Consider the following 13,659-nt stretch of genomic DNA (forward strand, 5'->3'; position numbering starts at 1 on the left):
ATGTATGTGTCCCCTTCGTCTAGTGGCCTAGGACACCGCCCTTTCACGGCGGTAACAGGGGTTCGAGTCCCCTAGGGGACGCCACTATTACAGTTGTTGTGTAAACAGTGGTGTCCAGCTTTTTAAGCTGATGACTCAAATATGCGGGAATAGCTCAGTTGGTAGAGCGCAACCTTGCCAAGGTTGAGGTCGCGAGTTCGAACCTCGTTTCCCGCTCCAATAAAAAAACCAGTCAATTTGACTGGTTTTTTTATGTCTTGAATTTTCTACCCCTCCTCACTCTTTAATATCTTCTGATTGTTTATTATGACTTTTGTTAGTGGTATCTCTTCCTGGGGTGGCCAGGAAGAGTTTTGCTGGCAGGTTAGCTGATCTTGGGATTTAACTCTCCAGAGTTGTAACGGAGGTACATGGCTTCCAGACTGCTGGTTGGGATTTTGCTTCCCTGGCCAGCACAACCAAATGCTTCATAGCGATGAATACAGATCTCTTTCATAGCTTGTGTAGAGGCTTTCAGATACTTCCGAGGATCAAATTCCGATGGATTTTCCTGCAGAAATCTGCGGATGGCGCCGGTAGATGCCAGGCGCAGGTCGGTATCAATGTTGACCTTGCGTACTCCATTTCGAATGCCTTCCTGAATCTGCTCAACTGGAACGCCATAGGTTTCCGGGATGGAGCCTCCATGGTCATTGATCACCTTTAGCCAGTCCTGTGGAACAGAAGAAGAACCATGCATCACCAGGTGAGTATTCGGAATACGCTTGTGAATGGCGCGGATGCGGTCAATGGCCAGGATATCTCCCGTAGGAGGGCGGGTAAATTTGTAGGCGCCGTGACTGGTGCCGCAGGCAATGGCCAGAGCATCCACGCCGGTAGCTTTTACAAAGTCAGCCGCTTCATCAGGGTCGGTCAGTAACTGGTCGTGAGACAGGGTTCCTTCAGCGCCGACACCGTCTTCTTCACCTGCCTGCCCTGTTTCCAGTGACCCCAGACAGCCAAGCTCGCCCTCTACTGAAACGCCGCAGGCGTGCGCCATATCCACGGTTCGACGGGTAACCTCAATATTGTATTCGTAGCTGGAGGGGGTTTTTCCGTCCTCCATTAGTGAGCCGTCCATCATTACAGATGTAAAACCAAGCTGGATGGATCGCTGGCATACTGCCGGGCTGGTGCCATGATCTTGATGCATGACTACCGGAATATCTGGAAACTCTTCGGTTGCCGCAAGGATGAGGTGGCGAAGGAAGGGGGCTCCGGCGTATTTTCTTGCCCCGGCAGAGGCTTGAACGATAACGGGAGAGTTGGTTTCATGCGCCGCTTCCATGATGGCGCGCATTTGTTCTAGGTTATTGACATTAAATGCCGGGATGCCGTATCCATTTTCTGCAGCATGATCCAGCATCTCGCGTAGGCTAATCAGGGCCATTACCCGCTCCGTTCAGTGAATTGAATGAAAGAGGGTATTATTGCCTCTGATTGTGCAACTATGCAAAGTTGTGTTGAATTTTGTTTTCAGGGAGGGAGAAGAGGACACCGGCGAAAGCCGGTGTCTGGTCTGAATTACAGTACGTCGATACTGTTCAGATCGCGATGAGCCTGTTCCAGGCGGGAGATCATGGTCTCCTGACCGGCGCGCAGCCATACGCGAGGATCGTAGAACTTTTTGTTTGGCTTGTCGGCACCTTCAGGGTTGCCCAGCTGGCCCTGCAGGTAAGCTTCGTTCTTCTTGTAGTAGTTCAGAACGCCTTCCCAGCATGCCCACTGGGTATCGGTGTCGATGTTCATCTTTACTACACCGTAGGATACAGATTCGCGGATCTCTTCCAGGGTAGAGCCGGAACCGCCATGAAACACGAAATTCAGAGACTTGGCTGGAATGCCAAACTTCTCAGAGCAGTATTTCTGGGAGTTGTCCAGGATCTTTGGTGTCAGCTGAACGTTGCCTGGCTTGTACACGCCGTGAACGTTACCGAAAGAGGCGGCGATGGTGAAGCGGTGGCTGATCTTGCTCAGAATTTCGTAAGCGTAGGCTACATCTTCTGGCTGGGTGTACAGCATGGAGCTGTCCATGTGAGAGTTGTCTACACCGTCTTCTTCACCACCGGTACAGCCCAGTTCGAACTCCAGTGTCATGTCCATCTTGGCCATACGCTCTAGGTATTTGGCGCAGGTTGCAATGTTTTCTTCCAGAGACTCTTCGGAGAGGTCGATCATGTGAGAAGAGAACAGTGGCTTGCCGTGTTGCTCGTAGAACTCTTCACCCGCAGTCAGGAGGGCGTCAATCCATGGCAGCAGCTTGCGTGCAGCGTGGTCAGTGTGCAGGAGTACAGGGATGCCGTAAGCTTCTGCAACCGCGTGAACATATTTTGCACCGGCAATGGCGCCCAGAGCGCCAGCAGGGTCAGTCTTAAGGCCTTTACCTGAAAAGTAGGAAGCACCACCGTTAGAGAACTGAATGATAACTGGAGACTTGACTTTGGCCGCAGCTTCCAGAACAGCGTTGATTGAATCGGTACCTACAACGTTCACTGCTGGCAGTGCAAATTCACCGGCCTTGGCAGCTTCAAAGATTTTCTGAACGTCATCACCGGTAACGACGCCTGGCTTTACCAGGTCCAGGATTTTCTGGGACATGTGGCTGATCCTTCCTCGATCAAGGGTTAACAGTGTGTTTTCAGTTTGAATGCCGTGTCTGGTCAGGATTTCTTTTCAAACAGCCCGAGCCCAGCGATGGGAAAGACCTAATCAATCGTCGAGTTATGACCAAGGCTAAAAAATTCCGGATTAGACACTTCAAATTCTTGCTAATGATACGGAAAGGTTACAACAGGTAAAGCCTTTTTCCTAATGAATAAAAAACTATGGAGGAGGAATTTTATAACTGTTGTTTATTGTTGTTTGTTTCTGTTTTTATCCGGTGTGGTTGTGTTTTTCATATAGTCTAAATTTGAAAAAGTTTTTTTTAGTTTATTGGTTTTTATTGAAGATAGCGTTTTTATAAGCTTTTCCTGAGATTAAATGTAGAAAAAAACATGTCAATGTATGAATGCTGTTGATACATTTTGATGCTCTTTTTGCAAAAAAAATCAATAGCGGTTTCTTGATTTGAATCAGTTTTTTTGTGGTTTTCTTGTGTTGTAATGCTTAAAACAGCAAACGATATATACCTAAATCTAAAGAATAAATACGTTTAAAGAATTTTGTGGAATAAAGGTTTTGCGACATTCGATAAATATTCAGTGGCTAATGCCTGCAAATTTATCGAAATAAATAATTTAGCAATAAATGGCAATGGTCAGGCATTAATACTCAGGATGCACTATCTTGAGGATGTTGAAATAGAAGACGGACACCTGATGGTTGCCAGCTAATTAAACAGTATTGCTATTTCGAGCGAAGAGTCAAAACGAATAGTCTCGGAATTATAGACAGTTTTTTAAAGGTTATCTTGGTTAACTACTAGAGGGCGATAATCATGGCCGGAAAAAAACAGGCTGAAAAAACCGTAAATAAAGATGCGGTTGTTCAGGATGTTGATGCTCAGATTAATGCATTAATTGAGCGGGCAATGGTTGCAAGGGAGAAGTTTCTTAAGCTGACGCAGGAAGATGTCGACAGGGTCACAAAAGCCATGGCTCTGGCTGGTCAGGCTGCTCATATGGAGCTGGCCCGAATGGCGGTTGAGGAGACAGGCCGTGGTATCCTTGAAGATAAGGTGACCAAAAACATTTTTGCGACCGAGTATGTTTACCACTCCATCAAGTACGATAAGACGGTTGGCGTTATTGAAGACAACGCTGAAGAAGACTTCATGCTGGTCGCTGAGCCTGTAGGTATTGTTTGTGGGGTTACTCCGGTGACCAACCCGACATCCACCACCATGTTCAAGTCTATTATTTCTACCAAAACCCGTAACCCTATTATTTTTGCCTTTCACCCTTCTGCACAGAAATGTTCCAGTGAAGCTGCCCGGATTGTTCGCGATGCGGCAGTTGCAGCCGGTGCGCCTGATGACTGTGTGCTGTGGGTGGAACACCCCTCCATTGAAGCTACTCAGAAGCTGATGACGCACCCTGAAGTTGCCGTCATTCTGGCGACTGGTGGTTCTGGCATGGTTCGAGCAGCATACTCTTCCGGTAAACCTGCGCTGGGTGTGGGTTCTGGTAACGTACCTTGCATTATTGACCAGTCAGCCGATATCAAGCAGGCCTGTAATGACCTGGTCATGTCCAAAAGTTTCGACAACGGCATGATCTGCGCTTCTGAACAGGCTGCGATTGTTCATCAAGCGGTTTATAAAGAGGTCGTCAACGAGCTGAAATCTCAGAATGTTTACTTTACCACGCCAGAGGAAACCCGACGGCTGGCTGAAGTGGTCATTCATGACGGTCATGTAAACAGTAAGATTGTTGGCATGAAGCCTTCTTATATTGCGGAGCTGGCTGGTATCAAGGTTCCTGAGAATACCCGTATTCTGGCTGCAGAAATTGAGGGGGTAGGTCCAGAGTTCCCGTTGTCCCGTGAGAAACTGTCTCCAGTTCTGGGTGTGCTTAAGGCTAAAGATGCGCACCATGCTATTGAGCTGGCGGACCAAATGTTGAACTTTGGTGGTCTTGGGCACTCAGCTGTACTTCACGCCCAGGATAACCAGGTGATTGATGAGTTCTCTCTTGCGATGAAAGCAGGGCGTATCATTATCAACTCACCAAGTACCCATGGCGCTATTGGTGATATTTACAATACTAATATGCCTTCCCTGACCTTGGGGTGTGGTACCTATGGAGGTAACAGTACAACTTCCAACGTATCTGCTGTTAACCTGATTAACGTGAAGCGTGTCGCCAAGCGCCGGGTCAATATGCAATGGTTTAAACTTCCCAGAAAGATCTACTTCGAGGCTAACTCTCTTCAGTACCTTGAAAAGATGCAGGACATCTCTCGTGTATTTATTGTTACCGATGAGGTTATTCAGTCCCTGGGCTATGTTGATAAAATCCTATACCACTTGAGAAAGCGCTCTACACCGGTTCAGGTTGAAATTTTCAATCAGGTTGAGCCCGATCCAAGCCTGGAAACAGTTCGCAATGGTGCCCGTGAAATGGCGCGCTTTAACCCGGATGTGATCATTGCTCTGGGCGGTGGTTCACCGATTGATGCAGCTAAGGGAATGTGGCTTTTCTATGAACAGCCAGATGCCGACTTTGCTGGTATGGCCCAGAAATTCCTGGACATCCGCAAGCGTGTCTATAAATTCCCGCACCTGGGCAAGAAGGCGAAACTGGTTGCGATTCCAACCACGTCTGGTACGGGGTCTGAGGTAACGTCGTTCGCCGTTATTACCGACAAGGAAAAAGGTGCCAAGTACCCGCTGGCTGACTATGAGTTGACTCCGGATGTGGCGATTATAGATCCTAATCTGGTGCTGACAGTTCCTAAGAAAGTGGCTGCAGATACTGGTCTGGATGTGCTGACCCATGCGATAGAAGCTTATGTATCCATCATGGCTTCAGATTATACTGATGCGCTGGCTATGAAAGCCATTCAGCTGGTCTTTGATTATCTGCCACAGTCTTATGAAACGGCTGACAGGAAAGCTCGTGAGAAAATGCATAATGCTTCCTGCATTGCTGGTATGGCCTTTGCCAATGCATTCCTGGGGGTAAACCATGCGATCGCTCATAAGCTGGGAAATGAGCTTCATATCTCTCACGGTCAGGCTAATGCGGTGTTATTGCCACATGTGATTGAGTATAACGGCTGCCCTAATCCAACCAAGGTGGCATCATTCCCGAAATATCAGTACTACATTGCCCATGAGAAGTATGCTGAGATTGCCAAAATGCTGGGCTTGCCTGCCAAAACTCCGGAAGAGGGGGTTAAATCTCTGGCTAGTGCGGTTCGTGACTTGATGAAGCGACTGGATATGCCTGCTTCTCTTCAGGAGATTGGTGTTGATGAGTCTCTGTTCAAGAGTAAAATCAGCATGCTGGCTAACCATGCGTTTGAAGACCAGACCACAACGGCGAATCCTCGCTTGCCATTGATTTCTGAGCTGGAAGAGCTGCTCGCTAAGGCTTACTACGGTAAGTAATATTCGACTGAAATATGTCGCATGCCTCTAATCAGTCTTTGGTTAGAGGCATTTTTTCAGTTCCGTAAAGGTACACTCAATAGAAATGAGACAGATTGAGTGGCTTCTTAATTGAAAGCCCGTTTACTTCTGAAGATCTGCTTGGAACTCATGCCGATTTTTTACCTGTTGTTTTTGCAGGGCATGGCACTGATAAGCTATTAAAAGGCTATGATGCAGCTCTTACATGCTGTCTGTTAGTCCGTCCCAGAAGGCTTTCAATTTATCCATAAAGGATTGGCCTGCATCTTTTGCCTGCTCGGCAAGCTTTTCCGCTGACTTCTTGCTTTGTTCGAGCTCACAGGCTGTTCTCTCTCCCAGGCATTGGGCTTTGCAGGTAGTGCTGTCCTGCTCACTGACGAGACTCGATGCTTTGCACTTGGCTTCACAAATTGTTTGTTTTTGCTCACAGTTCAGGATTTCGGCATTTGTCGCGGAAGAAAAAATCAGAATCACGACAATAAATAACTGTTTCATAAAAGACCAATATTAATAAGCTGTAAGAAGAATGATCTTACCAGTTTACTTGATGTTGAGGATGAGGGGGGTATATGAGGATGAGGGGGGTATATGAAAGTTGATTTATTGTGTTGTGTCACTGCTCTGGGTATGTGTTTTTTTGGTTTGCTCTTGTGAATAGACTTTTTCTTTATAAATAATAAAAGTATCTAATAATCCTAATAATAACTGGTCAGATTTGGTGGAGGAATAAGTGGTTGATTACAAAAAATTTACATTTATTTTTAGTGGTAAAAGTATCGAAATATACTGATTTCTTACTTCCTGCCTTGTAAATAAGTTTGCTTGGGTGTTGTTTTTTGGTGGGGCGGAGCTGCAATCACTGATGGTGTACTTATTACTATATAGTCTTGCGTGAATTTGGTTCTTTTGATTTTTTTGCTATTAACCCTTGAATTACAAAGGCTTTGAGATGCTTTGGGCTTATCCTTTGAGATTTTTATACGTGTTATGTCGTTTTTGTACATATGGGCAGTTCCTGAAAGTCTTGTGATTAGAGCTCTGTGGTCATTTATAGTTGTTCATTTTTGATAACTTCGCTAAATGATATCTTGCCTTAAAGAGGAGGGGCGTGAGGCTGCAACAGGCTTGACTAGCGGGCTTACAGTCCGCATTATCGGTATAGGTAAAGGTGCTGATCCAAATGTACGATTCACAACGAATGTTATTGGCTGGCTAGGATAAAGTCACAAGGCGGTTCGGTGAGTGTACATAAAAAACTCGGAATCAATCAAAACTGTGGCGGCTTTGCTGAATTCCGGTTTTTCGATCACACTCTATATTACACTGGTGACGTATGAAGCTAACCAGTGGCTTCGACAATCGGTTGATCCCGGATGAGAAGCGGTGTGAAATTATGTGTTATGTGTTGTTCTCTTTTGCATATTTGTAACTCCGTGCTACCAAGAAGTCAACCTTTGTCTGTAAGTTTGTGTGCTTCAGGGATATAAGTCCTGTGAAGTGGGTTTCAAAATGCGGCAGCTAACCAGTATTGCCGCTTGAATATAGTGTTGTTGTAGCTGGATAAAAGCTGTGATCTGCCGTTAAACCCTGTAGTTAAATGTTGGGGTTTTGCTGTAGGTGTTTTTACTGTGCTGCATTCGCTAATGAAATCCTTTTTACTAGAGACAGGGCGGTAATTCCGCTTTGATTAACGGTATTGGAGACATCATGATCAAGATTGCTATTAATGGCTACGGCCGTATCGGTCGCAACGTACTGCGCGCACTCTACGAAGCTGGCCGTCGCGATGAATACCAGATTGTTGCCATTAATGATCTGGGTGACACCAAAATCAACACTCACCTGACCAAGTACGACACTGTTCATGGCCGCTTCAACGCGCAGGTTGAAGAAGGCGAAGGCGCTCTGTTCGTAAACGGTGACGAAATCAAAACCTTCTCTGAGCGTGATCCTTCCAAGCTGCCATGGGGCGAGCTGGGCGTTGACGTTGTCTTTGAATGTACTGGTGTTTTCCGTTCCAAGGATTCCTGTAAACCACATCTGGATGCTGGTGCCAAGAAAGTCATCATTTCTGCTCCTGGCTCAAACGTTGACGCTACCATCGTTTACGGTGTGAACCACGACACTCTGACTGCAGACATGACCGTTATTTCTAACGCTTCCTGCACCACTAACTGTCTGGCTCCTATTGCCAAGCCTCTGAATGATGTGCTGGGCATTGATAAGGGTCTGATGACCACTATCCATGCATACACTAACGACCAGCGTCTGAGCGATGTATACCACTCTGACCTGTATCGTGCCCGTGCTGCAGCCATGAACATGATTCCAACCGCTACCGGCGCTGCGGCTGCAGTAGGTGAAGTCGTTCCTGAGCTGAAAGGCAAGTTCGATGGCATGGCTGTTCGTGTACCGACCATCAACGTTTCTCTGGTTGACCTGAGCTTCGTTGCTGCTCGTGAGACGACTGTTGAAGAAGTAAACGAAATCATTATTGCTGCAGCCAAGTCCAATCCTGCGATGTCTACTGTTCTGCATGTTAACCATGAAGAACTGGTTTCCATGGACTTTAACCACAGCCCGTACTCTTCTAACTTTGATGCGACTCAGACTCGTGTTCTGGGTAACCTTGTTAAGGTTATGTCCTGGTACGATAACGAGTGGGGCTTCTCCAACCGTATGCTGGATACAGCCAAGGCCCTGATGAACGCTTAAGGCATTCTGAAAGGTGATCTCAACACAGGCTCGTTTAACGGGCCTGTGTTGGTTACGATAAATGAGATAAGCAATTCAATACCTGGCATGTCAGGCTGTTGGTAAACAAAGAGAAGACAGTGTTACGGGGCAAGATGGCTCCTATACTTTAACAGTACTTTCTTCTTTTGTTTGCACTCCGTTCAATACATTTGTCCTGCAGAGCAGAGGTGTACAGGTTGTGAACGGCTGCCGTGCACATTATTAATCCATTAAGGCCTGTCGCTTGCTGTAATGACTCCTGTGGAGTGGCATAAAGCGCCTGCGAGAGCGGCGGGTTCACAAGCGAGAGGATTATCATGCTCAGACGCACAAAAATTGTGGCAACCCTGGGGCCCGCAACTGAATCTGAAGAACAACTGCAAAAGCTGATTGAAGCTGGAGTCAACGTTGTTCGCCTTAACTTCTCCCACGGTGATCCGGAAGATCACAAAGCCCGTGCCAAAACCATTCGTGAAATTGCTGCCAGGCTGAACCGTCCGGTTGCTATTCTGGGTGACTTGCAGGGGCCTAAGATTCGTATTGGCCGTTTCCAGAATGGCAAAATCCATCTTCCTGATGGTGCTACCTTTAACCTGGATGCCAGCCTGCCCATTGATGATGGTGATGAAACCCAGGTGGGGCTCGGTTATAAAGACCTGCCAAATGACTGTAAGGTTGGCGATGTGCTGCTTCTTGATGATGGAAGAATCAGTCTCGAGGTAGTGTCTATTGATGGCCCATGCATCAAAACCAAAGCGATCAATGGTGGTGAGCTGTCTAACAACAAGGGCATTAACCTTCAGGGTGGTGGTCTTTCTGCTGCAGCGTTAACTGAGAAAGATAAGCAGGATATTCTTCTGGCTGCAGAGCTGGAAGTGGATTATCTGGCAGTTTCTTTTGTCCGTCATGCCAGTGATGTTGAAGAGGCGCGTCGCCTGCTCCGGGAAGCTGGTGGAACTGCCGCTATACTGTCCAAGATTGAGCGGGCTGAGGTGGTTAATGACCACGAACTGCTGGCTGAAGTTATTTCCGCATCGGATGCCGTGATGGTTGCCCGGGGCGATCTGGGTGTTGAAATTGGTGACCCTGAACTGATTGGCGCTCAGAAGCACATGATTAATGAAGCCCGTCGTTTGAATAAGCCGGTCATTACGGCTACTCAGATGATGGAGTCCATGATTCACAACACCCAACCAACCCGCGCAGAAGTCTTTGATGTGGCAAATGCTGTGCTCGATGGTACAGACGCGGTGATGTTATCCGGTGAGACGGCGACCGGTAAGCGTCCGGATGAAGTAGTTAAGGCGATGAGCCGTATTTGTCTTGGCGCTGAAAAACAGTCTGTTGAATACATGACTGAGCGTCGCATTGGTAAGTTTGAGCATGTTGATGAAGCCATCGCTCAGGCAACGATGTTTGCAGCTAACCATCAGGACGATATCAAGGCGATTGTCTGTCTGACCAAAACCGGTTCTACGCCACTGTGGATGTCCAGAATTAATACTCGCCTGCCGATTTTTGCCATGACCCGATATGAGACTACTGAACGTCGTGTGGCTTTGTACCGTGGCGTTGAAGCGGTAGCTTTTGACAGCGGCACCGAGTATGGCTCAGAAGTGAATGGACGTGCAATTAATGTCCTTAAACAGCGCGGTCTTCTGGAAGTAGGCGACAAGATCATTTTGACCAAAGGCGAAAGCCAGGAAATCGAAGGTGGAACCAACACCATGCAGATTATCAGCGTAAGCTGATCCCTGCTTCAGACGCTGTTGACAGCGAATGTGAGTGGCGTCTGGTCTGAGTCAACAGAACCTAACTAATTATTTCTAATTGCTTTACAAGCATTTAGGCACTTGGAAGGAGAATAGCCTGGCATGACCGAATTAAAGCGAGTCGGTGTTTTGACCTCCGGGGGAGACGCTCCCGGTATGAATGCGGCCATCCGTGCGACTGTTCGTGCCTGTATTTACTACGGTATTGTGCCAGTTGTCATTCAGGAAGGTTATAAAGGGCTGATTGAAAACCGTATGGAAGTGGCTGATGCCCGTACGGTGGCCAACATCATCAACCTGGGTGGTACTTTCCTGAAGTCAGCGCGCTGTCAGGAGTTCCGAACCAAAGAAGGCCGTATCAAAGCCTACGAAAATGCCCGGGCTGCTGAGCTTGATGGGCTGGTGGTTATCGGCGGTGATGGCTCATTTACTGGTGCCATGCTGCTGGAAGAAGAGCATGGTCTGCCCTGTATCGGTGTGCCCGGTACCATCGATAATGATATCTACGGTACTGATTTCACCATTGGTTATGACACGGCACTGAATACCGTTGTAGAAGCCATCGATAAGATTCGTGATACAGCGACTTCTCATAATCGCCTGTTCTTTATTGAAGTAATGGGCCGTGATGCCGGCTTTATTGCTCTGAACACGGGTATTGCTTCCGGTGCAGAGGATATCCTGATTCCTGAGCAGGAAAAGACGGTTGAACTGTTTATGGAATCTCTGCAGAAGAGCGGTCGTGCTGGTAAAACCTCCAGTATTATCGTAGTAGCTGAAGGCGATCGCAGCGGTGGTGTATTTGAACTCTCCCGTGCAGTGGAAGAGAAGTTCCCTGAATATGAGGTAAAGGTCACTGTACTGGGGCATATCCAGCGTGGTGGTAAGCCTACCTGCTTTGACCGTGTTCTGGCCAGCCGTCTTGGTGTTGCCGCCGTAGAAGCCCTTCGTAATGGCGACAGTGGTATTATGGTGGGTGTTCGTGACCAGCAGGTTGTTAAAACCCCACTGGAAAGAGCAATTAGCAAGCACAACCAGATTGATAGTCACCTGATGAAAGTGGCTCAAATCGTTTCGGTCTGATTCGATGTTGAATGCTGAGCAGCAGATGACTAAAGTTCTTTAAGATGGAAAAGCCTCTGAAAATGAGGCTTTTTGCCTTTCTCCCTGCCGGTATTTCTTTTAGACCGGTCCCGCGTCTGTGAAGTTTCCTCATTTCAGGTTTGAGCAGGCTTCATAGAAGATTGTTGTAACAGCCGCAGGTAACAGTTATGGGTATCTTTGACTCTCTCAAAAAAAGTCTGGGTTTTAACTCAAATGAGGGGACGGTCCTGAAGGCACCTTTGACGGGAAAGATTGTTCCCATAGAGGAAGTTCCAGATCCGGTTTTTGCCGACAAGGTTGTGGGAGATGGTCTGGCAATTGACCCAACCGGAAATGTAATGGTAGCGCCCTGTGATGGTGTCATTGCCAAGATCTTTGAAACCAACCATGCGTTCAGCATGGAAACTCCTTCAGGTGTTGAGCTGTTTGTCCATTTTGGTATTGATACCGTGGAGCTGAAAGGAGAGGGCTTTAAGCGAATAGCGAAAGAAGGGCAGCAGATTAAAGCGGGCGACCCTGTCGTTGAAGTCGATCTCACTCTTCTGAAAGAAAAGGCGAGAAGTATCGTAACGCCCATTGTAATTTCCAATATGGATGATGTCAGTCATCTGGAAAAGTCCACCGGGAATGTGCAGGCTGGTGCTGATACTCTGCTGACCGTATATATGAAGTAGCCACAGGCTCAGGCTCCCCATCAGTGGGGGCCTTTCAACTATTGATTACATATTCTTCATCGCTTCTGGCATCTACGTGCGAATATTGTCTGAGCGAGGCTCAACAAAAATGAAACATATTCCGACTATTTGAATCGCGAAATTTGTGATAGAAATCGGGCTGAACATTGCTGTTTCAATGGCCGATAGGGGATGAAATCAAGAGAGGTGGTTTATCGTATAATAAACAAAACTGTTCAGCTATTGGTTATGGTGTCAACGCTTATTTGAATGGTGCAAGTTGAGCCTTGACTCAGGAATGCTTCTTTTGGGCTTTATGCTTACTCTAAAGACACTCCTCTGCAGGGGAGAACCTGTCGTTCGTTAAGATAAATCAGCAGGTCTATATAGCTACAACAATGACCCGCTTATTTTTCTGAACTCATCAAATACAAAGATTGTCTGAATTCTATCCTAGATCTTGGTAGGAGGAGATACTATGGATGTATTCAAGTCTAGTATGTCAGCCAGAAGTGATAGGTGCCCTTTTGAGTATGGGGATTCCACTGAAAAAAAACGAGAAAATAATAAGGAGCCTGCAACATTTAAAAACTATCGTGTATCTGTTGTAGATAGAAATGATTGTACATCATCGTTAAATAAAGAGCTTGTGACGCTTGTAAATGAGGCATATGGATTTCAGTGGATAGATGAAAAGGTTAAAGATGTGCCAACGAGCAGATACTTTTGTTTATTTGACGGGGACAAAGTTTTAGCTTGTGCAGGCTTTATATCAGGGAACTTGGCTCACGATAAATTAGTATCGCAGGACAGGGCTGAGGCAAAATTGGGACCAATGGATGAAAAGGTATGCTATATATCACCTTTTGCCTCTATACGAGGAAATGGGTATGGTAGAGAATTATTAAAATCAATAATCAATGATCAGGCCAGTAAGCATGGTTTTAAAACGATTGCTGCCGATGTGAGAAACAAAAGTACAGTTGATTTGAATGCCTATTATCAAAATTTCGGCTTTCAGAAGGGGGATACGGTGCCTTGGGTGTGGTCGGTAAGAAATGTTCATTCTATAACAAGGTATTTGAAGCAAGTATGACTTATGAGCGGAAACCAGAAGGTATGAAGATTTATAGGGAATGTAATTTAAATTGTGTAAACGCTTGTCGTTAATACTCCAAAATGGAGAATAACAATGAGCGTTGAAATCAACGAAAAACTGGTAGATCAAATAGCCAGTCAGATTAAAACTCAGGATGAT

Annotated in this window: 9 protein-coding genes and 2 tRNA genes; 8 read left to right on the plus strand and 3 right to left on the minus strand. The window is 46.5% G+C overall.

The features are described from left to right. Positions 1-8 precede the first annotated feature (8 nt). Positions 9-84: transfer RNA gene (locus tag AK963_RS09745), tRNA-Glu, on the plus strand. Positions 85-143: 59 nt separating this feature from the next. Then, a tRNA-Gly gene (locus tag AK963_RS09750) sits at positions 144-219 on the plus strand. 145 nt (positions 220-364) lie between these two features. On the opposite strand, the gene fba is transcribed toward AK963_RS09750, so the two are convergent. Both fba and fbaA read right to left on the minus strand, forming a co-directional pair. Beyond that, positions 365-1,429 carry a class II fructose-bisphosphate aldolase gene (gene fba / locus AK963_RS09755; protein WP_066015260.1) on the minus strand — a complete coding sequence of 355 codons (1,065 nt, stop codon included), beginning with the start codon at positions 1,427-1,429 and terminating at the stop codon, positions 365-367. Between the two features lie 134 nt (positions 1,430-1,563). Next, positions 1,564-2,637 carry a class II fructose-bisphosphate aldolase gene (fbaA, locus tag AK963_RS09760; RefSeq protein ID WP_066015261.1) on the minus strand — a complete coding sequence of 358 codons (1,074 nt, stop codon included), beginning with the start codon at positions 2,635-2,637 and terminating at the stop codon, positions 1,564-1,566. A gap of 841 nt (positions 2,638-3,478) precedes the next feature. Here fbaA and adhE point away from each other — a divergent pair. Next, entirely contained in the window at positions 3,479-6,094 is a 2,616-nt protein-coding gene (gene adhE / locus AK963_RS09765) for a bifunctional acetaldehyde-CoA/alcohol dehydrogenase (RefSeq protein WP_066015262.1), read from the plus strand. A 222-nt stretch (positions 6,095-6,316) separates the two neighbouring features. Here adhE and AK963_RS09770 read toward each other — a convergent pair whose 3' ends face one another. After that, positions 6,317-6,610 carry a hypothetical protein gene (locus AK963_RS09770; protein ID WP_066015263.1) on the minus strand — a complete coding sequence of 98 codons (294 nt, stop codon included), beginning with the start codon at positions 6,608-6,610 and terminating at the stop codon, positions 6,317-6,319. A gap of 1,209 nt (positions 6,611-7,819) precedes the next feature. Between AK963_RS09770 and gap the strand changes: the two genes are divergently transcribed. From gap to AK963_RS09800, 5 genes are all read left to right on the plus strand, one after another. Beyond that, positions 7,820-8,830, plus strand: a complete 1,011-nt coding sequence (gene gap, locus AK963_RS09780; RefSeq protein ID WP_066015270.1) for a type I glyceraldehyde-3-phosphate dehydrogenase — start codon at positions 7,820-7,822, stop codon at positions 8,828-8,830. A 338-nt stretch (positions 8,831-9,168) separates the two neighbouring features. Next, positions 9,169-10,602, plus strand: coding sequence for a pyruvate kinase (gene pyk / locus AK963_RS09785; RefSeq protein WP_066015265.1), 1,434 nt, complete (start codon positions 9,169-9,171; stop codon positions 10,600-10,602). 123 nt (positions 10,603-10,725) lie between these two features. Then, positions 10,726-11,706, plus strand: coding sequence for a 6-phosphofructokinase (gene pfkA / locus AK963_RS09790; protein ID WP_066015266.1), 981 nt, complete (start codon positions 10,726-10,728; stop codon positions 11,704-11,706). A 188-nt stretch (positions 11,707-11,894) separates the two neighbouring features. Continuing rightward, complete coding sequence (gene crr, locus AK963_RS09795) at positions 11,895-12,401, plus strand: PTS glucose transporter subunit IIA (protein ID WP_066015267.1); 507 nt, start codon at positions 11,895-11,897, stop codon at positions 12,399-12,401. 478 nt (positions 12,402-12,879) lie between these two features. Continuing rightward, on the plus strand, positions 12,880-13,497 hold the full coding sequence (locus tag AK963_RS09800) for a GNAT family N-acetyltransferase (protein ID WP_066015268.1): 618 nt from the start codon (positions 12,880-12,882) through the stop codon (positions 13,495-13,497). Positions 13,498-13,659: the final 162 nt, after the last annotated feature.

The organism is Endozoicomonas atrinae (assembly GCF_001647025.1).
Lineage (GTDB): Bacteria > Pseudomonadota > Gammaproteobacteria > Pseudomonadales > Endozoicomonadaceae > Endozoicomonas > Endozoicomonas atrinae.